Origin of the sequence: Streptomyces sp. SM11 (genome assembly GCF_002910905.1) — a bacterium.
Classification (GTDB): Bacteria; Actinomycetota; Actinomycetes; order Streptomycetales; family Streptomycetaceae; genus Streptomyces.
Genome location: NZ_NEUE01000009.1, coordinates 1 through 21,865 on the forward strand (window position 1 = coordinate 1; position 21,865 = coordinate 21,865).

Sequence of the window (21,865 nt, forward strand, 5' to 3'; positions counted from 1 at the left end):
CCGCCGAGGGGGTAGGGATCAGCTCCGCCAGACGTCGGCGGTCAGCGTGACCTTTCCGGAGGCCGGGACGGTGGCGGTGCGGTTGGCGCCGCTCTCCCAGGTGACGTTGCCGTCGGCGTCCTTGCGGACGTACTTGTACGCGAACGTGGTCCCGGCGGGGAGGCTCACGTCCAGCTTCCACACGGGGTACGCCGCCGGGTCGAGCTTCGGCGCGGTCGCCGGGTTCCAGTTGCCGAGGGCTGCCTGGTCGCCGGTGACGTGGATGTTCTGGCCGGGCCGGGTGGTGGCGTCGACGCCGAAGGAGGCGCCGGAGGAGCCGTCACCGGGGCCCGGGTCGGGGTTGGGGCCGCCGCCTCCGCAGGTACGGGCGTCGGTGTGCAGGGCCATGGCGGTACCGGCCGGGACGGTGGCGGTGAACTGGCCGGAGCCGTTGACGCTCACGCCGTTGCCGGACTGCACGTCGCAGTAGTCGCCGGCGGGCAGCGAGGTCTGGAAGGTGCGGGTGAGCGAGGAGCCCTCGTGGTTGATGGCCACGTACGCCGTGTCGCCCCGGCCGAAGGCGATCCGGTCGCCGCCGTCGTCCCACCAGTTCGTGACGGCCTGGCCGCGTGCGGCGTTGCGGAGGCCGACCATGGAGGAGATCTCACGCCAGTCGTGCTGGCACTTCCAGCCGTCGCTGTAGCAGGCGCTGACCCGGCCACCGTTCGGCGGTCCGGCGTCGTGGTCGCTGAACTCGTAGCCGGAGTGGACGTCCGGGGAACCGTAGGGCCAGGCCAGCATGAACACGTTGGCCAGGGTGTAGGCGGAGCCGTACCTGTAGTTGAGAGTGTCGCCGCCGCGCTCGGTGTCGTGGTTGTCGACGAAGACGGCGGACTTGCCGGACTCCATGAAGCCCCAGCCCTCACCGAAGTTCTTGAGGTTGGCGAGCTTCTCGTCGAGGAAGACCTGCTTGAGGCTCCGCCCGTAACGGAACTCCTGGACGTCTCCGGTGCCGAGGTACTCGGACGGCGAGACGGCCTCACCCGCTCCGTGGATCGCCTCGTGCTTCCAGTAGACGTTCGGATCGCTCAGCCGGGACTTGATGTCGGCGAGGTCGCCGGCGGGCATGTGCTTGGCGGCGTCGATCCGGAAGCCGTCGACGCCGAGCGAGATCAGGTCGTCGAGGTAGGCGGCGATCCTGCCGCGTACGTAGTCCTCGCCGGTGTCCAGGTCGGCGAGGCCGACAAGTTCGCAGTTCTGGACGTTGGCGCGGTCCTGGTAGTTGTTGATCTGCGAAGTGCAGTTGTCGAGGTCCGGCACCGAGTAGACGCCCGGATAGTCGTACTTGGTGTACGAGGAGCCGCCGGTGCCGGTGCCGTTACCCGCCGACATGTGGTTGATGACGGCGTCGGCGACGACCTTGACCCCGGCCGAGTGACACGTGTTCACCATGGCGCCGAAGGCGGCGCGGTCGCCGAGGCGGCCGGCGATCCTGTAGCTGACGGGCTGGTAGGACGTCCACCACTGGCCGCCCTGGATGTGCTCCTGGGGCGGCGAGACCTGGACGTAGCCGTAGCCCGCCGGACCGAGAGTGTCCGTGCAGGCCTTGGCTATGGAGTCGAACTTCCACTCGAACATCACAGCGGTGACGTCCTTGTCGCCCGGAGCGGCGGCCTGCGCGGGGGACGCGGCGCCGAATCCGGTGGGGATGACGAGGGCGGCGGCGCCGGCCACGAGGGCGAGCGCGGCAGACAGGGGTCTGCGTGCCATGTCTTTCCTCCTGCGGGTGGGGGAAACGCGGGTGACGGTGCAGCCTCAGCCGGCAACGCGCCATGCCCTCAAGGCTCCTGAAGGTTCTTGCTGCAAGAATGCAAACCTTGCCGCGGAGCAGACCGTACGAGCCCTCCCCCTGCCGGTCAACCCTTTGGACACCTCCCGCTCACATCCACGAAACAGCGGGATCCTTCTGTCGATTTCTCGCTGCAAGACCTTTCGCAAGATATTGCGGACCTGTTACGTTTCATCCCGACTCCGGTCCGGTCGGCCGAGGTTCCGGCACCGCCCACGCGGTTCCGGACCCACGCGCCCGGCCGGCCGGGCCGGTCACGACAAGAGAGGCACCCGGAGTCGCCAACTCCCCGCCGGCCTCCCTGGGCCGACTCCTGGTGCCTCTCCTGTGCGTGGCGGACCCTGCCCAACGACCCTGCCCACCGGACATGATGGTCGGCGATCGAGGGCTGCCCCATGCGCCCACGGCTGACGACCACGTAAGACGTTCTCAGGGAGACGGCATGCCACGTACCGGGGTCTACCTCGCACATCCACGGCCCGGAAGCTTCAACCACGCACTGTTCGACGCCATGGTGGGCGAGTTGCGCAACCGGGGGAGCGACGTCGTCGCGCACGACCTCTACGCGGAGGGGTTCGCACCCGGGCTGACCGCCGACGAGACCGGGACGGTCCTGTCGGCCACGGACACCACCGACACCCAACTGGCGCTGCACCGGGCGGAGGTGGCCACTCTCGACGCCATGGTGTTCGTCCACCCCAACTGGTGGGGAATGCCGCCCGCCGTCCTGACCGGGTGGGTGCAGCGCGTCATGGTGCCCGGCGTCGCCTACAAACTGGGCGCCTCCGAGGGGGAGCCGGAGGGGCTGCTGAAAGCCGGCCGGGCTCTCGTCCTGAACACCTCCGACACTCCCGCGGACCGCGAGGAGAGCGAGTTCGGGGATCCGCTGAACAGGATCTGGTCGGCATGTGTCCTGCCGTACGTGGGAGTTGCCGACGTCCGCCGGGTCGTCTTCCGGACGGTCACCGACTCCACCGACGAGGCCCGGGCGTCCTGGCTGCGCGAAGCGCGTGAGCACGCCGCCGCGCTGCTGGCCTGACGCACACCGCGGACCTGAGCCGTCCCGGAGCGCCCACAGCCCCGGGGCCGGGTCCCCCTTCCGGACCCGGCCCCGTCTCCGCACCGGTTCAGACGCCCCGTACCGCCGCCGTCGAACCCCGGACGACCAGCTCCGGCTGGAAGACGTACTCGGTGCGCTGTACCGGGCTCCCGCCGATCTCCTCCAGCAGCGCGCCCACGGCGGCCGCAGCCATCGCCTGCACGGGCTGGCGCACGGTCGTCAGCGGCGGGTCGGTGAACGCGACGAGCTGCGAGTCGTCGAAGCCGACGACCGAGACGTCACGGGGCACCTCCAGGCCCCTCCCCCGGGCGGCACGGACCACGCCGAGGGCCATCAGGTCGCTGCCGCAGACCATGCCCGTGCAGCCCGCGTCCAGCAGGGCGCCGGCCGCCACCTGGCCGCCCTCGACGCTGAACAGCGTGGAGCAGACCAGCAGTTCGGCTTCCGACCGGTCCATGCCGAGCACCGAGACGGCCGCCTCCACGAACCCGTCGCGCTTGCGGCGGGAGGGGACGTAGCGCTGCGGGCCGATGGCCAGGCCGATCCGGCGGTGGCCGAGGTCGGCGAGATGCCCCAGCGCCATCCGTACGGCAGCGTTGTCGTCGGGCGAGACGAACGGGGCGCTGATGCGTTCGTTGTAGCCGTTGATCAGGACGAACGGCACGCCGCGCTCGGTGAGCGCGGCGTAGCGCCCCGGGTCGGCGGAGGTGTCCGCGTGCAGCCCGGAGAGGAAGACGATGCCGCCGACGCCCCGCTCCACGAGCTGCTCGACGAGCTCGTCCTCGGTGGCTCCGCCGGGCAGTTGGGTGCAGAGCACGGGGGTGTAGCCGTGCCCGGCCAGCACCTGTTCGACGGACTGCGCGAACGCCGGGAAGATCGGGTTGGTGAGTTCGGGCGTCACCAGGCCGATCAGTCCGGCGCTGCGCTGCCGCAGCCGCACGGGCCGCTCGTAGCCCAGGACGTCGAGCGCCGCGAGCACCCGCTGACGCGTGGCGTCCGCGACGCCCTGCTTCCCGTTCAGGACCCGGCTGACCGTCGCCTCGCTGACCGCCGCCTGTCCGGCGATGTCGGAGAGGCGGGGCGCGGCCGTGGTCCTGGGCGCGGGCAGTGTCACACCGTCCACCACACCGTGGTGTCGGCGGGCAGCTCGGCCTCGGCGCCGTCCGCGGTGACCGGGGAGCTGGCGAGCAGCACCCGGCCGGGGGCGGCGATCCGGACCGGGGCACCGGTGGTGTTGACGGTGCAGACGAATCCGGGGCGGGAGAAGACGAGGACGCCTTCGGGGCCGTCCAGCCACTCGACCTCCGTGCCCGCGCCGAGGCCCGGGTGCTCCCGGCGCGCGGCGATCGCGGCCCGGTACAGCTCCAGGGTGGAGCCCGCCACGCCGGTCTGCGCCTCGACGGACAGCTCGCCCCAGCCGGCGGGCTGCGGGAGCCAGCTGCCGCCGTCGCCGAAGCCGTACGAACTGCCCTCGCGGGTCCACGGGATCGGGACGCGACAGCCGTCGCGGAAGCCGTCCTGGCCCTCGGCGCGGAAGAACGAGGGGTCCTGGCGGGCCTCGTCGGGCAGGTCGGTGACGTCGGGCAGGCCGAGCTCCTCGCCCTGGTAGACGTAGGCGGAGCCGGGCAGGGCGAGCATCAGGAGGGTGGCGGCGCGGGCCCGGCGCAGTCCCGTCTCACGGTCGCCGGGGGTACGGATCTGGGTGCCGAGGCCCGCCGGGTTGGCGAAGCGGGTGGCGTGCCGGGTGACGTCGTGGTTGGAGAGCACCCAGGTGGCGGGGGCGCCGACCGGGCGCATCGCGGCGAGCGAGGAGTCGATGACCTCGCGCAGTTCGGCGGCGTCCCAGGCGGTGGCCAGATACTGGAAGTTGAACGCCTGGTGCATCTCGTCGGGGCGCACGTAGTTGGCGGTGCGCTCGACGGTGGGCGTCCAGGCCTCGGCGACGGCGATCCTCTCGCCGGGGTACTCGTCGAGAATGGTGCGCCAGCTGCGGTAGATCGCGTGGACGCCGTCCTGGTCGAAGAAGGGCATGACGTCGTTGCCGAGCAGCTTGAGCTGTTCGTGGGAGCCGAGGTCGGGCAGCCCTTCGGCCTTGACGAGGCCGTGGGCGACGTCGACGCGGAAGCCGTCGACGCCCATGTCGAGCCAGAAGCGCAGGATGGAGCGGAACTCGTCGGCGACGGCCGGGTGTTCCCAGTTGAAGTCGGGCTGCTCGGGGGCGAAGAGGTGGAGGTACCAGTCGCCGGGGGTGCCGTCCGGGTTCACCGTACGGGTCCAGGCGGGGCCGCCGAAGATGGACTCCCAGTCGTTGGGCGGGAGTTCGCCGTTCGCGCCCTTTCCGGGGCGGAAGTGGTAGCGCTCGCGCAGGGCGGAGCCGGGGCCCTCGGCCAGGGCGCGCTTGAACCACTCGTGCTGGTCGGAGGAGTGGTTGGGGACCAGGTCGACGATGACGCGCAGGCCCAGGCCGTGCGCCTCGCGGATCAGCGCGTCGGCGTCCAGCAGGTTGCCGAACATCGGGTCGATGGCCCGGTAGTCGGAGACGTCGTAGCCCGCGTCGGCCTGCGGGGAGGCGTAGAAGGGGCTGAGCCAGACCGCGTCGACGCCCAGGTCCCTCAGGTGGGGCAGGCGGGCGGTGACGCCGGCGAGGTCGCCCATGCCGTCGCCGTTGCCGTCGGCGAAGCTCCGTGGATAGACCTGGTAGATCACCGCGTCCTGCCACCAGCCGGTGCGGTGGCCCGGGGCGTCGTCGGACGTGCCGGTGGAGGGGGCAGCGAGGTGCTGGGTCATGTCGTCCCTGGGGTGTCTGGGTGGGGAGCGGCGCCGGTGACCGGGTCGGGGTTTCCGGCGCCGCCGTGACGGGTGCGGTGGTGCGGGCGGGCGCTGCTGTCGGCCCTGGAAGGCTCCGAGGGCTCAGCCCTTGACGGCTCCGGCGGACATGCCGGTGACCAGGTGCTTCTGGGCGAACAGGAACACCAGGGCGGCCGGGATGGCGATGAGGACGGAGGCCGCGGTCATGGGGCCCCACTGGGCCCCGTACTGGTTGACGAACTTCTGGAGTCCGCCGGCCAGCGTGAGGTTCTCGTCGCCGACCAGGAAGGCGGAGGCGTACGCCACCTCGCCCCAGGCGGTGATGAAGGAGTAGAACGCGGTGACCGCGAGGCCCGGCTTGGCCAGCGGCAGGATGAGCCGGAAGAAGGTGCCGAACGGGGTGAGGCCGTCGACCTCGCCCGACTCGTCGATCTCGCGCGGGATGGTGTCGAAGAAGCCCTTCATCATCCAGGCGCAGAACGGCACCGAGATGGTGAGGTAGGTGATGACGAGTCCGGCGGGCTGGTTGAGCAGTCCCAGGGTCGACATGATGTTGTAGATCGGCACGATGAGGACGGCGACCGGGAACATCTGGGTGATCAGCAGTGTCCACATCAGCCCGCGCTTGCCGGGGAAGCGGAAGCGGCTCACCGCGTAACCGGTGGTGGCGGCGACGAAGACGCCGATCACAGTGGAGAGCCCGGCGATGATCACGGAGTTGGCGAACCAGTTGAGGAACTCGGTGTCACGGATGAGGTTCGTGTAGTTGACGAACGTCGTCTCGCGGAAGAAGTCCATGGTGGTCGCGTACTTGGCGGGCTTGAGCGACGTCAGCAGGACCCACAGCACCGGGAAGACCGCGATCACCGAGGCGACGACCAGGGTGAGGTGCAGGGCGAAGGAGGCGAGCGGGGAGCGTTCGCCGCGCAGCCGGACCTTGGGCACCGCGTGCCGGGCGGAGGTGTCGGTCACGGTGGTCACCAGTTGTCTCCCTGGGAGCGCAGGACTCGCCGGTAGACCACGGCGAAGAGCATCAGGAGTACGAGGATCAGCACGCCCCATGTGGAGGACTGCGCGTAGTCGCGCGGGCTGATCTCGAAGGAGAACTTGTACGCCTGGGTCACCAGGATCTGGGTGGCCTCGCCGGGTCCGCCGCGGGTCAGCAGGAAGATCACCGGGAACATGTTGAAGGTCCAGATGGTGGAGAGCAGGACCACCGTGGTGGAGACCGGGCGCAGTCCGGGCAGCGTGATGTGGCGGAATCGCTGCCAGGCGGTCGCACCGTCCATCTCGGCCGCCTCGTACTGCTCGGAGGGGATGGACTGGAGTCCGCCGAGGAGGGCGACCATCATGAACGGGATGCCGAGCCAGACGTTGACGGCGATGACCGCGAACTTGGCCCAGGTCGGGTCGTTCAGCCACGGGACGGCGTCGATGCCGGCCCCGCCGAGAACCTTGTTGAGCAGTCCGCGCTCCTCGTTGTAGAGGAAACGCCAGGCGAAGACGGAGACGAAGCCGGGGATGGCCCAGGGCAGGATGAGGGCCATGCGGTAGGCGGAGCGCCCGGCGATGCGGCGGTTGAGGATGTTCGCCAGGGCCATGCCGAGGACGAACGTGACGCTCACGCAGGAGACGGTCCACACCAGCGTCCAGCCGAGCGTCCCGACGAACTGCGAGCCGGTCAGCGCGTCGATGTAGTTGTCGGCGCCGACGAACTCGTAGGTGGCGGGGATCTCGTTGACGCCGATGGAGCGTGCGACGTTGCGCTCGTCGGCGTCGGTCATCGAGAGGAAGATGCCGCGGACCAGCGGATAGCCGATGATCACGCCGATCACGACGACGACCGGGGCGACCATGGCCCAGGCGTACCAGTGGACCGACAGGGCCCGCCGGAGACGGCCGGGCCTCGGTGGTGGGGTGCCAGTACCGCGGCTCCGGCCGCGGGCGACATTCTCGCCCGCGGCCTTCACCACCGACTGGCTGGTGTGGACAGCCATCAGTCGGCCAACCTTCCTGTTACTTCCAGCCCTCGAGGAGCTTGCGGTAGGAGTCGCCGGTCGACTTGGCGGCCTTCTCCGGCGTGGTCTGGCCGGTGAGGACCTTGGTGTACTCGACGCGCAGCGGCTCGAAGAGGCTGCCGCCCTCGGGGATCCAGGGGCGCTCGACGGCGGTCTCGACGACCGGCTTGAAGAAGCCGACGATCTCGCTGTTCACGGCCTCCTTCTTGGCGTACGCGGAGGTGCGGGTGGGCAGCAGGTTCAGCTCGCCGGCGGCGGTGGCCTGGCTGTCCACGGAGGTCATGTACTCGACGAAGGCGTAGGAGGCGTCGAGGTTCTTGGAGCCCGCGTAGACGGCGAGGTTGTGGCCGCCCTGCGGGGCGCCCTGGGCGGCGGAGCCGGCCGGGACCGGGGCGATGCCCAGGTTGTCCTTGTCGGTGAACTCCTTGCCGGTCAGGGTGTCGGCGACGGCCCAGGGGCCGTTGATCATCATCGCGACGTCGCCGTTCTTGAACGACTGCATCATGTTCTCCCAGCCGTCCGAGGCGTCCGTCTTCGCGGTGCCGTCGTCTACCAGGTCCTTGACCGCCTTGAACGCCTTGACGCCCTCGGGCTTGTCCACGGTGACGGTCTTGGTGCCGGCGTCGACGAGGTCGCCGCCCTCGCCGTACAGGAAGGAGAGGAAGTAGTACGGGTCGTCGCCGCGGAGGTAGAGGCCGGTCTTGCCGGTCTTTTCCTTGATCTTCTTCGCGGCGGTCTTGAGGTCGTCCAGGTTGGCGGGCGCCTCGACGCCGGCCTCCTTGAGCAGCTTCTGGTTGTAGAAGATGCCCATGGAGTCGATGACCTGCGGGACGGCGTAGGTCTTGCCCTCGTACTTGGTGGACGCGACGGCCTGCTTGAGGAAGTCGTCCTGGTTCTTGAGGGCGGGGGTGCCGTCCAGCGGGGCCAGGTAGCTGAGGCTGGCGAAGTCCGGCGTCCAGGCGACCTCGGAGCGGATCACGTCGGGGGCACCGTCGCCAGCCTGGGCGGCGTTCTTGAACTTGTTCTGCGCCTCGCCGAAGGGCACGTTGACGTACTTGACGTCGACCTTCGGGTGCTGCTTCTCGAAGCCTTCGGCCAGCTTCTTGAAGACCTTGTCCTCGCTGCCGACGCTGGAGGTGTCCCACCAGGTCACCGTGCCGGAGAGCTCGCCCGAGCTCGTGCCGCCGGACTCGTCGTCGCTGCCGCAGGCGGTCGCCGCGAGCGCCAGGGCCGCGACCAGGGCGGTGGCCGTTATGCCACGTCGCATCTGAACTCCTTCAACTGCCGTACCGCTCCGTCGCGGCGCCGGGTCGACGTGAACGTAACAAGGATGAAAGACGACCGAAAGACCTTGCGGAAGATTTCTGCAAGCCTTGGCGATCGTTACATTCACGTGTCCTCAAGGTTGCCGTCAAGCCCCTTGACGGGCACCGTTCACCCCAGACAGGAGCAGGTGGGGAACCACGTATCCGCAGTGCGACGATCCGGCCGCAGTCCGCGACCCGAGGCCGCAAGTCCTTGCAAGACATTGCCGGAAAGCCCGTCGACGACCTTCCCCGGGCACCCCCTGGAAGGCCCCACGCACGGTGGGCAATCCGACACGGGCCCGGTACAGTCCCATCCCATGACCGCACGGCTTGCCGATATCGCAACTCAGGCGGGGGTCAGCGAAGCAACGGTCAGCCGGGTCCTGAACGGCAAGCCCGGAGTAGCGGCGACCACCCGCGAATCCGTCCTCGCGGCGCTCGACGTCCTGGGGTACGAACGCCCGGTCCGGCTGCGCAGGCGCAGCGCGGGACTGGTCGGCCTGATCACCCCGGAGCTGGAGAACCCGATCTTCCCGGCACTGGCGCAGGTCATCGGCCAGGCGCTGACCCGGCAGGGCTACACCCCGGTACTGGCGACCCAGACCCCCGGCGGCTCCACCGAGGACGAACTCACCGAAATGCTGGTGGACCGGGGCGTTTCCGGCATCATCTTCGTTTCCGGGCTGCACGCGGACACCTCGGCCGATATGCAGCGCTACGAGCAACTGCGCGGCCAGGGCGTCCCCTTCGTCCTGGTGAACGGCTTCTCCGCCAAGGTGCAGGCCCCCTTCATCTCCCCCGACGACCGGGCGGCGATGCGGCTCGCGGTGACGCACCTGGTGTCCCTGGGGCACACCCGTATCGGCCTCGCGGTCGGCCCCAAGCGTTTCGTGCCGGTGCTCCGCAAGATCGAGGGCTTCCACGCGACGATGCGGGAGCAGCTGGGCCTCGTCCCGGACGAGGTGGAGGAGTTGATCCAGCACTCTCTGTACACCCTGGAGGGCGGTCAGGCCGCCACCTCCGCCCTGATGGAGCGCGGCTGCACGGCGGTCGTGTGCGCGAGCGACATGATGGCGCTCGGGGCGATCCGGGCGGCCCGTCGGCTGTCGAAGGACGTGCCGCGGGATCTGTCGGTGGTGGGCTACGACGACTCACCACTCATAGCGTTCACGGATCCGCCGCTGACGACCGTCCGGCAGCCGGTGACGGCGATGGGCCAGGCCGCCGTGCGCACGCTCCTTGAGGAGATCGGCGGAACCCCGGCTCCGCACAGCGAGTTCGTCTTCATGCCTGAGCTGGTGGTTCGCGGCTCGACGGCCTCCGGACCCGCGGGCGGCCCAGGCTCCCCTCCTCGTCCTTGAGGTGCAGAACGTGCGACCAGAACCCGACCGGAGGATGATCGGGGGCAGGGGGATCACTATGGAAGACTCTCTGCCCATGGGTGAAACTCAGTTGGCAGCACGGGAAGGCCGGTCGACGGCCGGTCCTGCACCCATCACGGTCGACAGAACGCGGAAGACCGGCTGGGCGGCCCGGTTCCGCTCGCTGCGGATCCCCCGCCGCCCCCGGCTCCGGTTCGAGATTCTGCTCATCGCGGTCAGTTACTGGCTGTATTCGCTCGTGCGCAACGCCGTCCCGGAGCAGAAGGCGGCGGCTCTGAGCAACGCGGACTGGATCTGGTCGGCGGAGAAGTCCCTGGGCCTCGCCTTTGAGGAAACGGTCAATCACGCGGTCAATTCCGTGACATGGCTGATCGTGTCGATGAACTACTACTACGCGACACTGCACTTCGTCGTGACCATCGGCGTCCTCGTCTGGCTGTTCCGCCGCCACCCGGGCCGGTACGCGGCGACCCGGCTGGTCCTCTTCGCTACGACGGCCGTGGCCCTGCTCGGCTACTACCTCTACCCACTGGCGCCGCCCCGTCTGATGAACGGCGCGAACTTCATCGACACCGTGCTCCTGCACGAGACGTGGGGCTCGATGGCCTCGGGCAACTTCAAGAACATGTCGAACCAGTACGCAGCGATGCCGTCGATGCACATCGGCTGGTCGCTCTGGTGCGGTCTGACGATCTTCGCCCTGGCCTCGGCGCCCTGGGCCCGCATTCTGGGCCTGCTCTACCCGACGCTCACCCTGGTCGTCATCGTGGCCACCGCCAACCACTTCTGGCTGGACGCGGTCGGCGGCATGGTCTGCCTCGCGTTCGGTTACTCGGTCTCCCGCGTCTGGTACGGCTCGCTGCCGCACCGGCTGCCGAAGTGGGTGCCCGCCGGAAACAGGAACGGGCGGCTGACCGGACTGCGCTCCGCCCGGCTGTCACGCCCGGCCCAGGGACCGGAGCCGGAGCGGCAGCCCGAATCCAGCCCGTCGGGCGCTTGAGGACATCTTTTCCGCCCACCGCACCCGGCACCTGCGGAGGCCCGAGGACCCAGCCCGTCCGGCGTTTGAGGAGCGGGGTCCGGGGCAGAGCCCCGAGGGCCCCGGGGCCCTCGGGAGGACGCGCCTAGGACGCCGCCCCGTAGAACCGCTCCTCCACCACCGCCCGGGCTCTCCGCGTAGTCCGCCGGTAGTCGTCCAACATGTCCCCGACATGCCCCGGCTCGTACCCCAGGTACCGCCCCACCGCCGTCATCTCCCGCGCCTCGGACGGAAACGTGTCGCCCGGCCGCCCCCGCACCAGCATCACCGCGTTGCGCACCCGGGTGGCCAGCACCCACGCCTCGTCCAGTGTCTGCGCGTCCTCCGTCGGAATCAGCCCCGCCGCACACGCGGCGGCCAGCGCCTCGCGCGTACGCGTCGTACGCAGCCCCGGCTCCGCCCACGCGTGCTGCATCTGCATCAGCTGCACGGTCCACTCGACGTCGCTCAGCCCGCCCCGCCCCAGCTTCGCGTGGAGCGTGGGGTCCGCGCCGCGCGGCATCCGCTCGGACTCCATCCGCGCCTTGAGCCGGCGGATCTCGCGTACGGCGTCCTCGCCGAGCCCTTCCATCGGATACCGCAGCGGATCGACGAGCTCGATGAAGTCGCGCCCCAGCTCCTCGTCGCCCGCCACCGTTTCGGCCCGCAGCAGCGCCTGGCTCTCCCAGACCATCGACCAGCGCCGGTAGTAGGCCTCGTACGACTTCAGCGTCCGCACCAGCGGCCCGGTCTTGCCCTCGGGCCGCAGGTCGGCGTCGATCAACAGCGGCGGATCGGCGGTGGGCAGCTGAAGGAGCCGCCGCATCTCACCGACGACCGTGTTGGCGGCCCGGGCCGCCTCCTCGTCGCTGACGCCCTCACGCGGCCGGTGGACGAAGAGGACGTCGGCGTCGGAGCCGTAACTCAGCTCGTGCCCGCCGAAGCGGCCCATGCCGATGACGGCGAACCGGGTCGGCAGCGTGTCGCCCCACTGCGCGCGAACGGCGGCCCGCAGCGCGCCCGCGATGGTGGCGGCGTTGAGGTCGGTGACGGCCGAGCCGACACGGTCGACGAGCGCCCCGTGGTCCTGCTCGGCGGGGTTGTCCTCGGTGCCGTACGAGCCGATGAGGTCGGCGGCCGTCGTACGGAACAGCTCGCGGCGGCGCACCGCGCGCACCACCGCGACGGCCGACTCCGCGTCCCCGGCACGCCCCACCGCGGCCAGTACCTCCTGCTCCAGATGGCCCCGGGTGCGGGGCGTGAGCCCCTCCGGATCGCCGAGGATCGCCACCGCCTCCGGGGCCCGCATGAGCAGATCGGGGGCGAGGCGGCCGGCGGAGAGGACCCGGGCGAGATTCTCCGCTGCGGCCCCCTCGTCACGCAGGAGCCGCAGGTACCACGGGGTCTTGCCCAGCGCGTCGGACACCTTGCGGAAGCCGAGGAGCCCGGCGTCCGGGTCGGCGGAGTCCGCGAACCAGCCGAGCAGCACCGGCAGCAGGGTGCGCTGGATGGCGGCCTTGCGGGAGACCCCGGAGGAGAGGGCCTCCAGGTGCCGCAGGGCGGCCGCAGGGTCGGCGTACCCGAGGGCCTCCAGGCGGATCGCGGCGGCCTTCGCACTGAGCCGGGACTCGGCGGGGGCCAGCTGGGCGACGGCGTCCAGCAGCGGCCGGTAGAAGATCTTCTCGTGCAGTCGCCGTACGACGGAGGCATGCCGCTTCCAGGCCTTGTTCAGCTCGGCCACCGGGTCGGTGCGCATCCCCAGCGACCGGCCGAGCCGCCGCAGGTCCGCCTCGTCCTCGGGGACCAGGTGGGTGCGGCGCAGCCGGTGGAGCTGGATGCGGTGCTCCATGGAGCGCAGGAAGCGGTACGCCTCGTCGAGCTGGGCGGCGTCCGCGCGTCCCACGTACCCGCCCTCGGCGAGCGCCCGCAGCGCCTCCAGGGTGGAGCCGCTGTGCAGGGAGGCGTCGCTGCGTCCGTGCACCAGCTGGAGGAGCTGGACGGCGAACTCGACATCCCGCAGGCCGCCGGGGCCGAGTTTCAGCTCCCGCTCGATCCGGTGGGCGGGGATGTTGTCGACGACCCGGCGGCGCATCTTCTGTACGTCGGGGACGAAGTTCTCCCGGTCGGCGGCCCCCCACACGAGCGGCGCCACCGCTTCGACGTACTCCGCGCCCAGCTCGGGGTCGCCGGCCACCGCGCGGGCCTTCAGCAGGGCCTGGAACTCCCAGGTCTTGGCCCAGCGCTGGTAGTAGGCGAGGTGGGAGCTCAGCGTCCGCACCAGCGGCCCGTTGCGGCCCTCGGGGCGGAGGTTGGCGTCGACCTCCCAGATGGTGCCCTCGGAGGTGGTCTCGGAGCAGATCCGCATCAGGTGGGCGGCCAGCCGGGTGGCCGCCTGCATGGCCTTGGTCTCGTCGACCCCGTCGCGCGCCTCTCCGACGAAGATCACGTCGACGTCGGAGACGTAGTTCAGTTCCCGCCCGCCGCACTTGCCCATCGCGACGACGGCGAGCCGGCACTGCGCGGCGTCCTCGGGCGCGGCCGTCCGGGCGATGGCGAGTGCGGCGCGCAGGGTGGCGGTGGCGAGGTCGGCCAGTTCGGCGGCGGTCTGGGCGAGGTCGGTCGTCCCGCACACGTCCCGGGCGGCGAGGGTGAGCAGGCACCGGCGGTAGGCGACCCGCAGCGAGTCCGGGCCGACGGCGTCGGCGAGCCCGCGCTCGAACTCGGCGACACCGGGGTGCAGGTCGATCGCCTCGTACGTGACGAGCGTCTGCCAGTCACGCGGGTGCCGGGCCAGATGGTCCCCGAGCGCCTCCGAGGCGCCGAGGACCCCGAGGAGCCGGTCGCGCAGGGGTTTGGCGGTGACGAGGGTGTCGAGCAGCACCTGCCGCTCGTCCGCCGCCTCGGCCTCCACGATCCGGACCAGCCCGCGCAGGGCCAGATCCGGGTCGGCGGTGGCCCCGAGCGCCTCCAGGAGGACCGGATCCGACCGTACGGAGGCCAGCGCGTCCAGGCCCAGGAGCTGCTCCGCGGCGGACGGGTCGGTGAATCCGTGCCGCAGCAGCCTGGTGAACGTACTGCTTCTGCGCCCCGGCACCGTCGTCATTCCGTGCTCTCCTGCCGCCCGAACCGATCTGCGTAGCCGCTCGGCTGCTTCCTTGCCGCGTCACAGCTCTCCGAGCCTAGTCCCGTGCCGATGAATTCGGTGCGGCGGAGCGGTCCACCCACGGGGAAAGCACCTGACAGCACTCCTCGACGCCCCACGGAGGAACCATGTCCACGACCAATCACCCCCTTCCCGACCGTTTCCCGGCCAGTCCCCCGGCCCATGCAACCGCCCGTCCCCCGGCGACCGAGCTGGACGCCCGCTACAGCAGCGAGGGCGCGAGCGCCCGCCCCTGGCCGGAGGCGGCCGCCGTACTCGCCCATGCCCCGCTGTACTGGCTGTCCACGGTCCGCCCGGACGGCCGCCCCCACGCCACCCCGCTGATCGGCGTCTGGTCCGACGGAGCCCTCCACTTCTGTACGGGCCCGGCGGAACGCAAGGCGCGCAATCTCACGGCCAACCCCGAGGTGGTCCTGACGACCGGCGCGAACACCCTGGACTCCGGCTTCGACATGGTGGTGGAGGGCCGGGCGGACCGGGTGACGGACCACGGCCGGCTGACCGCTCTGGCCCGGGAGTGGGAGGCGAAGTACGGCGCCGACTGGCACTTCGACGTCGAGGACGGCAGCTTCGTCCAGGCGGAGGCGGGCCACGCCCACGTGTTCGCGGTCCGCCCCCGTACGGCCTTCGGCTTCGGCAAGGGGGAACCGTACAGCCAGACGCGCTACCGCTTCATGTGATCCGCCGGGCCCGTCCCGACGAGGACGGTGGCGTACAGCTCCTCGGAGACCAGGACCCGGGTGCTCAGCCCGGCGGTGCGCAGGACCTCGACCGCCGTGTCCCGCTGCCGCTCGCTCGACTCCACGAACAGACTGCCGCCGGGCGCGAGCCACTCGGGCGCCTCGGCGGCGACCCGGCGCATGACGTCGAGCCCGTCACCGCCCCCGTCCAGGGCGACACGAGGTTCGTGGACGCGGGCCTCCGCGGGCAGCAGCTCGACGTCGTCGGTGGGGACATAGGGGACGTTGGCCAGCAGCACGTCGACCCGGCCGCGCAGGGCGGCGGGCAGCGGGGCGAACAGGTCGCCCTCGTAGACCTGCCCCAGGTCGCCGACGTTGCGCCGGGCGCAGCGCACGGCGGCGGGCTCGACGTCGCAGGCGTGCAGTTCGGCCGCGTCCGCCGCGGCGGCGAGGGCGACGCCGAGCGCGCCGGAACCGCAGCAGAGGTCGACGACGACGGCCCGGCGGGGTGCGAGGGCGGCGGCCTGCGCCACCAGGAACTCCGTACGGCGTCGGGGAACGAAGACACCGGTGTCCACGGCGAAGCGGCGACCGCGGAAGTCCGCCCAGCCCAGGACGTGTTCGAGCGGCAGCCCGGCGGCGCGGCGCCCGACGAGGGCGGACAGTTCGTCCGGGGAAGCAGCGGCCTCGTGAAGGAGGCGGGCCTCGTCCTCGGCGAAGACGCAGCCGGCGCGGCGGAGCGCGACGACGGTGGAGGAGAGGGAGACAGAGAGGTGAACCGACATACGAGCGAAGCCTTTCGGGAAAACCGATGGGCGCTCCGCGATCGGCTATGCCGTCCGGTCGGCTGCTGCTGTCGCTGCCGGTCGTTCGACGTGATCGCGCGGGGTGAGCACCCAGCCTGATCCAGCGGTAATGGGTCTCACCTCCTCGGTCGTTCCGTCGTTCCCCGTGATGTACGGGGAGTCGCAACAGTACAACAGCCCTCTCTCGCAGCTGTGCGGGGTGCGAGGGCGAGCTGGTTCCGTCCTCGGGTCCGCTCGCGCCACAGGTCGCGTTACAGGTCGACGCTGCCCCGCAGCTTGGTGGGCGTCAGGAACAGGGAAGCGATGACACCGACCACGGCGATGCCGGCCGAGGTGAGGAAGATGTGGCCGGTGGCCTCCCCGTACGCGGCCGGGTCGATGCCGAGCCTCGTCAGCCCGTCGGTGATCTTGGTGGAGACCTGGTGGGCGAGGACCGCGCCGAGCACCGAGACGCCCATGGTGCCGCCGAGGGAACAGAAGCCCGCTGGCCGCGCCGATCTCGCTGAGCGGAACAGTGTTCTGGAGGACGAGCGAGGTCCGGTGGTCGATGAAGGACAGGTCGAGGAAGCCGGGGGCGAGCACGACCACACCCGCGACGATGAACGGCTTGGCCTTGCCGGTCTTCGACGCATGGCGCCGGAGCGCGAGTGGGCGGTACGCACCCGGCTGGCGACGCGCCACCCCTCGCTGCTGGCCCGCCAGTTGGCCAACCACGCCACCCTGGAACGCGACCTGGCCGAAGCGGTCGCCACCCGCCCCGGCCCGTAATCCGCCCCCGTCCGCCCGATCGTGCTGGCGGCGGACTTCCTCGCCTCGCTCCAGATCGCGATGCGCATGTGGATCGAGGAGGACCTGGCCCGGGAGCCGGCGGCGGTGATCGACGAGGTTCTGGACGAGATGGGGCAGGGGGGTTCGTGTGAGGGTGGGCCTCCGGCCCTCCCCACGACTCAGCGGCTCGCCAGCACCTCGCGCAGGGTGTCACCCGGTCGCCCGGGGAGGGACTGGCACAACGACTCGACTCTCGTACGGACCAAGCCGTCACGGTAGGGCGAGGGAAGCTGACGCCATACGTTGACGGCGAGGTCAGCCGCGACGGCCGGATCGCCGTCCGCCCGGACACAGACTGCACGGTCGACCGCGATCAGCGCGCGCGTCATGACGGACGGGGCCTTGGTGAGCACGATCGCGGATTCCTGCTCGGCATACGCATCGCGGGTCCGCCCCATGAGCGTGAAAGCCTGGGAAAGGTGAACATGGTGCTTCTGCGGCGGATAGCCGAACCAGGTATCGGCTTCCTGCGCAGAGTCGAGTTGCGCGGCAATGCCGCGGGCATCGATGACCGCTCGCAATGCCCCCTCTCGGTCACCGATGGAGGCGAGTGATCGCGCGGTCACAGCTGCGGCCAGGGCAGCGGCAGCACTCGGAGTCCGGCCTGCTTCGGCCCGAGCGCGGATGGCCATTGCTGCGGCAGCGTTCGGAGCCCCGTAGTTGAGGGGCACCATCGCGTGTCGGCTCAGCACCCAGGCAAGCATGTGCCGGTCGCCGGATTCGTGTGCTGCCTGTTCGGCCGTGGCAAACCAGCCGACCGCGTCCCGTTGCTCGCCTCGGTCATGCTGGATCACGGCGACCAACCCGGTGATTCCTGCGGCTGTGCGCGCCAAATCCCTTCTCACCGAAGCCGGGTGAGGACGCCCGAGCAGCTCTCGCAACAGTTCGAGGTCGGCTTTCATCTGCCCCAGCACTTCGTTGGGCGGACACCCTCGGTACCCGCCGCGATGGCGTTCGAACGCCCCGTTCAGGTAGGCGAGGTCACTGCCGTCCGAGGTGGACAGGCCGGCATTGATGCCATGCCGCGCCTCCGAGATGTCCGGCAGCCCCGCCATTCCGGTAGCCGCCGCTGCTACACCGAGAAACTTCCGTCGGTCCACTGCCGAGCCCTCCTCCCGCTCTTCTTGATCAATCAGCCGGTGAATCCTTCGATGACGTCTGCTGGCCACAACGGCACGAACGATTTCTTCCGGGGACCTGCCATAGCACTCGGCGAGCAGTGCATGCCACATCGGCGTGGGCAGGCGCCGCTCGGTCTCCCAGCGCTTCAGGTTCTCCGGGTCGAACCACTTTCCGCCCTGAGCCGCCTGTAACACCGACGCCTGTTCTTCACGCGTCAGACCAGCCGATTCCCGGCTTCCCCTCAGCAGTGCCCCGATGCCTTCCGGTTCCATCATGCCCGTCCCCCAAGCTCCTGAAAATTCACTGTCGGATTCTGGCCCCCCAAAGCGGCCCCCCAGCAGAAATTTGCACCACCGGATGGCCCACGACCGTCAGCCAGTAACGGAGTTGAGTAAACACCAGCAGGCGTAACGGCCGGATGGAACAAGCCTTTCCCGAGGGTGGGCATCCCATTCGAGTCCAGGTCGTGTGTTCCGACGAAGGGTTTTCCCGTGAGGCATGTGAGCAGCCAGAGCTTCTTCTTGGTACGCGCCCCCACTTCGGCGGCGATCAGCCGTCGGCGGCTGATCGACCTCGCCAGTGCTTGGCGCTTGCCCAAGGACGAGGACAGCCACATGGCAATGACCACCGTGGTCTCGGAGCTGGTCACCAATGCCGTCTCTCACGGAGCCGGCGACATGCTCAGGGTGACCGTTCGCGCAGACATCGGCCGGGGCAGGCTCTTGCTCGAAGTCCACGACAACTCCCCGGCCCTGCCCCGGCTCAGCCGCCCGAGCCTTGACTCCGAAAGCGGCCGGGGCATGGTGCTCGTCGAGCATCTGTCGATCGCCTGCGGAGCCGAGAACACCATGCGGGGCAAGCGGGTCTGGGCAGAGCTGGCCTTGCCACCGGACTCGTCGGCCAAGCGGCGATCCTTCGATATTCGTGGCGCGTCGCAAGCCATCGTCCAGCGGTTCCTCAACGTCCTCCGGCCCCTCTTCCGTACGGGGGCCGGGGATCTGTCAGCAGTCTGCGACCGCTGACAGATCGCCTTCCTCAGGCCCGACCGGGCACGTTCGGGTCCGGCATCAAGTCACTCATCACCCAACCAGGAGGAGACACATCATGAACCCACTTCAGATCGCGGAAAACACCGACGAGAACGATCTGCTCCCCGTCGAGATCGGTGAAGCGACCGTGCTCACCGAGGGCCAGGGCGGCGGCCAGAGCGAGGACAAGCGCCGCGCCTACAACAGCTGATTCCTTCCCTGTGGGTGCGGGCCCTGCCGTCCGCACCCACAGGTGTGACTTCAACTCTGGAGTTTCTGATCATGATCTTCGGCGGTAGCGGTTCCCCTTCTCGGCCGGGATTCCGGCCCGCGGGATCACGCCATCTCTCTTCACGGCTTCATACATGGGCGCTCGGCGCCGTTCCGGTCCGTTCAGTGGCTTGCCCGGGCGGTCGGCGACAGGTGCTCATTCTCGGACGGTGCGGAGCGGAGGACTCCGACCCGCACCGTCTGAGCTCGACGCTGCCCGAGGACATCGCCTGGAGGTGGCCCGGCGCCTATACGGTCATCGAGGAGTCCGAAGAGGCTGTCGTGATCCATACCGACCCGGCCTCGGCTCGCCCCATCTATCTCGTCGGCCACGACGACGGATGGGTATGGTCCAGCTCAGCCCGGGCTCTGGCCTCGCTCACTCGTGCCACGGTGGACGCCGAACGCCTCGCCTGCTCGATCTTCCTGCCGTCGATTCCCACGCTCTCCGAGGGACGTACATTCTTCGCGGGCGTAGAGCAACTCCCACCCGGGTGCCGGATCGTTCTGCCGAACGACGGAAGCGACCCTCACACAGCGACGGTGTGGAGACCAGACCCGGACGAGTCTCGGCCACCCGCAGAGCGTTTGCGCACGGCGCTCTTCGAATCCGTCACCGCAAGAGTCGTGTCAGATCCCGAGGTCTCCTGCGACCTCTCGGGCGGACTGGACTCCACCTCTGTCGCAGCTCTCGCCGCTGTCGCTCTGCCGTACGGCATTCGACTCAACGCCATCACCATCCATCCCGAGGGCGATATTGCGGGCGCGGACCTGCACTACGCGCACCAGGCAGCCGATGCATACTCCGGGCGGATCAACCACCGTCTACTGGCCATGTCGGCAAAGCACCTGCCGTACACGGCGATGTCTGCCGTTCCGGCGACCGATGAACCGGCTCCCTCCACGATCACGCAAGCCCGGCTCATGGGGCAGTTCCGCTGGTTGCGGAAGGAGCTCGGGGCCCGCACCCATATGACCGGCGACGGCGGCGACAGCTTACTCTTCCAGCCACCGGTCCATCTGGCCGACCTCGTTCGCCACGGCCGCATGCGGCGTGCCGTGACCGAGGGATTCGGCTGGGCCAGACTGCGGCGGACATCTCCCGTACCTCTCCTGCACGACGCGATCCTCGTATCACGGACTACCCGCACCCGCGCCCTCACCAAGCTCGTCGATTCCATCGGTGGAAGACGGCACAGCGACCATGGAAGGGTCTGCTGGTTCCCCCTGCTGCCCTACCCATCGTGGGCCGGTGCCGCTGCGGCACCCCTGCTGAGCGCCAGTGCACTCCGAGCCGCCTCGTCCCCGGACCGGATGCCTGGCCTCGACGCCTCGGTACGCACTCTGGTCGACGATGTCCGCGAGGTCGCGCGCACCGCTGTCGCGGACGCCGAACTGGCTGCGGCCTCGGGAATCGATCTCAACAATCCTTTCCTCGACCCGTTGGTCGTGGACGCCGTGCTCCGGACGCCCATCGACCTGCGTCCGCCTCTCCACTCGTACAAGCCGCTCCTAAGCAGGGCGATGGCCGGTCTATTGCCTCATGCCGTCGCGAACCGGCAGACCAAAGGCGGCTTCGACACCGACCACTACGCAGGCCTCCGGGCGAACATTCCGGAACTGCTTGAGCTGGCACACGGGCGCCTGGCAGAGATGGGGCTGATCGATGCCGCCCGTATGGTTCGGTCCCTGGGGCAAGCTGCTGCCGGCGTGCCCATGTCTCTGGCCACTCTTGAGCAGGCTCTCGGATCCGAGGCCTGGCTGGCAGCGCACGCGAGAGAGCCTGAGCCCACGTGGACCTCCACACCTGCGGGACCGGGTCATGACTGACGTCCCGCCGTTCGCTCACTCCCCCGACACGTCCGCGCGGTCGCCTTCCCTCACGTCCTGGTCCTCATCGACTACCGGACCGGCCACGTGCAATGTCTGCTGCCGAAGAGTGCGGTTCACTGGCAGGAGGCGGCCCGATCCGGTCGGCTGACCGCGATGCCGCCGCTTCTGGCAGCCCAACTACTCCGCACAGGAGCTCTGTCCCCCACGCGGAGGCCTGCACCATGGGACGTGCCGCTCTCGGCACCAGCTCCTGCGGCAAGTTGGGGCGGGGCCGAGCATCCTGCCGGGCTCGCGCGGGAGACCGGCCCCTTCAGCGCGACAGCGGCAGCTGCTCTCGCTACGACGTGGAGCATCGAGCGCGCAGGCGGTAGGAAGTGGGCGATGAACCGGCTCATCGTGGCTCTCCGGGCATCCTCCTCCGCGACCTGTCGACCGGCTTCTCCCGCAGAGGCATCGCAGGCTGTCCTCGCCGTTCGCCGTTCCGCGTGGCACGCGCCCGTACGAACTGCCTGCCTGGAAGAATCAGCCGCTGCCACATTCCTGCTCGCGACCCGACGGCTTTCCGTGGTCTGGTGCCACGGAATCGCCGCGGACCCTGTCCGGCTGCACGCCTGGGTGCAGACTGTGGACGGCGGTTTGGTCGCCGAGCCGCCCTCGACTCTCGCGTACACACCAGCGCTGACCATCGGAGCCCGCCATCAGCACCGCCTCTGA

At 69.9% G+C, this 21,865-nt stretch carries 17 protein-coding genes and 2 pseudogenes; 9 read left to right on the forward strand and 10 right to left on the reverse strand.

The window, feature by feature from the left end; all coding sequences use genetic code 11:
* Positions 1-18: 18 nt before the first annotated feature.
* Entirely contained in the window at positions 19-1,749 is a 1,731-nt protein-coding gene (locus B9S58_RS00490) for a carbohydrate-binding module family 20 domain-containing protein (RefSeq protein WP_103530170.1), read from the reverse strand.
* Between the two features lie 521 nt (positions 1,750-2,270).
* Between B9S58_RS00490 and B9S58_RS00495 the strand changes: the two genes are divergently transcribed.
* Positions 2,271-2,867 carry an NAD(P)H-dependent oxidoreductase gene (locus tag B9S58_RS00495; protein WP_103530171.1) on the forward strand — a complete coding sequence of 199 codons (597 nt, stop codon included), beginning with the start codon at positions 2,271-2,273 and terminating at the stop codon, positions 2,865-2,867.
* 88 nt (positions 2,868-2,955) lie between these two features.
* Here the strand turns inward: B9S58_RS00495 and B9S58_RS00500 are convergent, their stop codons facing one another.
* From B9S58_RS00500 to B9S58_RS00520, 5 genes are all read right to left on the reverse strand, one after another.
* The gene (locus B9S58_RS00500) at positions 2,956-4,014 is read right to left on the reverse strand and encodes a LacI family DNA-binding transcriptional regulator (RefSeq protein WP_181009125.1); all 1,059 of its coding nucleotides are present in this window, start codon (positions 4,012-4,014) and stop codon (positions 2,956-2,958) included.
* A complete protein-coding gene (locus tag B9S58_RS00505; protein WP_103530172.1) occupies positions 3,999-5,675 on the reverse strand; it encodes a glycoside hydrolase family 13 protein in 1,677 nt (558 codons plus the stop codon). Before B9S58_RS00505 ends, B9S58_RS00500 begins: the two co-directional genes overlap by 16 nt.
* Positions 5,676-5,798: 123 nt before the next feature.
* Positions 5,799-6,677 carry a sugar ABC transporter permease gene (locus tag B9S58_RS00510; RefSeq protein WP_103530173.1) on the reverse strand — a complete coding sequence of 293 codons (879 nt, stop codon included), beginning with the start codon at positions 6,675-6,677 and terminating at the stop codon, positions 5,799-5,801.
* Positions 6,674-7,693 carry a carbohydrate ABC transporter permease gene (locus tag B9S58_RS00515; RefSeq protein ID WP_103530174.1) on the reverse strand — a complete coding sequence of 340 codons (1,020 nt, stop codon included), beginning with the start codon at positions 7,691-7,693 and terminating at the stop codon, positions 6,674-6,676. Before B9S58_RS00515 ends, B9S58_RS00510 begins: the two co-directional genes overlap by 4 nt.
* A 19-nt stretch (positions 7,694-7,712) precedes the next feature.
* Positions 7,713-8,981, reverse strand: coding sequence for an extracellular solute-binding protein (locus B9S58_RS00520; RefSeq protein ID WP_103530175.1), 1,269 nt, complete (start codon positions 8,979-8,981; stop codon positions 7,713-7,715).
* 357 nt (positions 8,982-9,338) lie between these two features.
* Between B9S58_RS00520 and B9S58_RS00525 the strand changes: the two genes are divergently transcribed.
* Positions 9,339-10,382, forward strand: a complete 1,044-nt coding sequence (locus B9S58_RS00525; protein ID WP_103530176.1) for a LacI family DNA-binding transcriptional regulator — start codon at positions 9,339-9,341, stop codon at positions 10,380-10,382.
* A 76-nt stretch (positions 10,383-10,458) separates the two neighbouring features.
* The gene (locus B9S58_RS00530) at positions 10,459-11,403 is read left to right on the forward strand and encodes a phosphatase PAP2 family protein (RefSeq protein WP_258044126.1); all 945 of its coding nucleotides are present in this window, start codon (positions 10,459-10,461) and stop codon (positions 11,401-11,403) included.
* 124 nt (positions 11,404-11,527) lie between these two features.
* On the opposite strand, the gene B9S58_RS00535 is transcribed toward B9S58_RS00530, so the two are convergent.
* Complete coding sequence (locus B9S58_RS00535; protein ID WP_103530178.1) at positions 11,528-14,524, reverse strand: bifunctional [glutamine synthetase] adenylyltransferase/[glutamine synthetase]-adenylyl-L-tyrosine phosphorylase; 2,997 nt, start codon at positions 14,522-14,524, stop codon at positions 11,528-11,530.
* Positions 14,525-14,691: 167 nt separating this feature from the next.
* Between B9S58_RS00535 and B9S58_RS00540 the strand changes: the two genes are divergently transcribed.
* Positions 14,692-15,264, forward strand: a complete 573-nt coding sequence (locus tag B9S58_RS00540) for a pyridoxamine 5'-phosphate oxidase family protein (RefSeq protein WP_258044127.1) — start codon at positions 14,692-14,694, stop codon at positions 15,262-15,264.
* Here the strand turns inward: B9S58_RS00540 and B9S58_RS00545 are convergent.
* Together B9S58_RS00545 and B9S58_RS00550 are read right to left on the reverse strand one after the other, a co-directional pair.
* A complete protein-coding gene (locus tag B9S58_RS00545; RefSeq protein WP_103530179.1) occupies positions 15,249-16,049 on the reverse strand; it encodes a putative protein N(5)-glutamine methyltransferase in 801 nt (266 codons plus the stop codon). The two genes, B9S58_RS00540 and B9S58_RS00545, sit on opposite strands and share 16 nt — an antisense overlap.
* A gap of 272 nt (positions 16,050-16,321) precedes the next feature.
* Positions 16,322-16,706, reverse strand: a pseudogene (locus B9S58_RS00550) (EmrB/QacA family drug resistance transporter); the annotation flags it as partial.
* On the opposite strand from B9S58_RS00550, the pseudogene B9S58_RS39885 reads away from it, so the two are divergent.
* Positions 16,707-16,979 (forward strand): annotated as a pseudogene (locus B9S58_RS39885) (TetR family transcriptional regulator); the annotation flags it as partial. It abuts the pseudogene before it with no gap.
* Between the two features lie 38 nt (positions 16,980-17,017).
* On the opposite strand, the gene B9S58_RS00560 reads toward B9S58_RS39885, so the two are convergent.
* Entirely contained in the window at positions 17,018-18,295 is a 1,278-nt protein-coding gene (locus B9S58_RS00560) for a helix-turn-helix domain-containing protein (protein WP_258044128.1), read from the reverse strand.
* A 225-nt stretch (positions 18,296-18,520) separates the two neighbouring features.
* On the opposite strand from B9S58_RS00560, the gene B9S58_RS00565 reads away from it, so the two are divergent.
* The 4 genes from B9S58_RS00565 to B9S58_RS00575 all read left to right on the forward strand — a co-directional run bounded on the left by B9S58_RS00565 (position 18,521) and on the right by B9S58_RS00575 (position 21,865).
* Positions 18,521-19,042, forward strand: coding sequence for an ATP-binding protein (locus tag B9S58_RS00565; protein WP_103530197.1), 522 nt, complete (start codon positions 18,521-18,523; stop codon positions 19,040-19,042).
* 82 nt (positions 19,043-19,124) lie between these two features.
* On the forward strand, positions 19,125-19,259 hold the full coding sequence (locus tag B9S58_RS37280) for an albusnodin family lasso peptide (protein WP_107057946.1): 135 nt from the start codon (positions 19,125-19,127) through the stop codon (positions 19,257-19,259).
* Positions 19,260-19,330: 71 nt separating this feature from the next.
* Positions 19,331-21,148 (forward strand): albusnodin/ikarugamycin family macrolactam cyclase, encoded by a 1,818-nt coding sequence (locus B9S58_RS00570; protein WP_103530180.1) that lies wholly within the window; start codon positions 19,331-19,333, stop codon positions 21,146-21,148.
* Positions 21,149-21,304: 156 nt separating this feature from the next.
* A complete protein-coding gene (locus B9S58_RS00575; RefSeq protein ID WP_181009126.1) occupies positions 21,305-21,865 on the forward strand; it encodes a lasso peptide biosynthesis B2 protein in 561 nt (186 codons plus the stop codon).

What these genes read in the sequence shown, in the direction of transcription:
- B9S58_RS00535 (WP_103530178.1), bottom strand. Translation starts at nt 14,524, where the DNA reads ATGACGACGGTGCCGGGGCGCAGAAGCAGTACGTTCACCAGGCTGCTG.
- B9S58_RS00490 (WP_103530170.1), bottom strand. Translation starts at nt 1,749, where the DNA reads ATGGCACGCAGACCCCTGTCTGCCGCGCTCGCCCTCGTGGCCGGCGCC.
- B9S58_RS37280 (WP_107057946.1), top strand. Translation starts at nt 19,125, where the DNA reads ATGAACCCACTTCAGATCGCGGAAAACACCGACGAGAACGATCTGCTC.
- B9S58_RS00545 (WP_103530179.1), bottom strand. Translation starts at nt 16,049, where the DNA reads ATGTCGGTTCACCTCTCTGTCTCCCTCTCCTCCACCGTCGTCGCGCTC.
- B9S58_RS00495 (WP_103530171.1), top strand. Translation starts at nt 2,271, where the DNA reads ATGCCACGTACCGGGGTCTACCTCGCACATCCACGGCCCGGAAGCTTC.
- B9S58_RS00575 (WP_181009126.1), top strand. Translation starts at nt 21,305, where the DNA reads ATGCCGCCGCTTCTGGCAGCCCAACTACTCCGCACAGGAGCTCTGTCC.
- B9S58_RS00560 (WP_258044128.1), bottom strand. Translation starts at nt 18,295, where the DNA reads ATGATGGAACCGGAAGGCATCGGGGCACTGCTGAGGGGAAGCCGGGAA.
- B9S58_RS00570 (WP_103530180.1), top strand. Translation starts at nt 19,331, where the DNA reads ATGATCTTCGGCGGTAGCGGTTCCCCTTCTCGGCCGGGATTCCGGCCC.
- B9S58_RS00505 (WP_103530172.1), bottom strand. Translation starts at nt 5,675, where the DNA reads ATGACCCAGCACCTCGCTGCCCCCTCCACCGGCACGTCCGACGACGCC.
- B9S58_RS00515 (WP_103530174.1), bottom strand. Translation starts at nt 7,693, where the DNA reads ATGGCTGTCCACACCAGCCAGTCGGTGGTGAAGGCCGCGGGCGAGAAT.
- B9S58_RS00540 (WP_258044127.1), top strand. Translation starts at nt 14,692, where the DNA reads ATGTCCACGACCAATCACCCCCTTCCCGACCGTTTCCCGGCCAGTCCC.
- B9S58_RS00530 (WP_258044126.1), top strand. Translation starts at nt 10,459, where the DNA reads ATGGGTGAAACTCAGTTGGCAGCACGGGAAGGCCGGTCGACGGCCGGT.
- B9S58_RS00525 (WP_103530176.1), top strand. Translation starts at nt 9,339, where the DNA reads ATGACCGCACGGCTTGCCGATATCGCAACTCAGGCGGGGGTCAGCGAA.
- B9S58_RS00520 (WP_103530175.1), bottom strand. Translation starts at nt 8,981, where the DNA reads ATGCGACGTGGCATAACGGCCACCGCCCTGGTCGCGGCCCTGGCGCTC.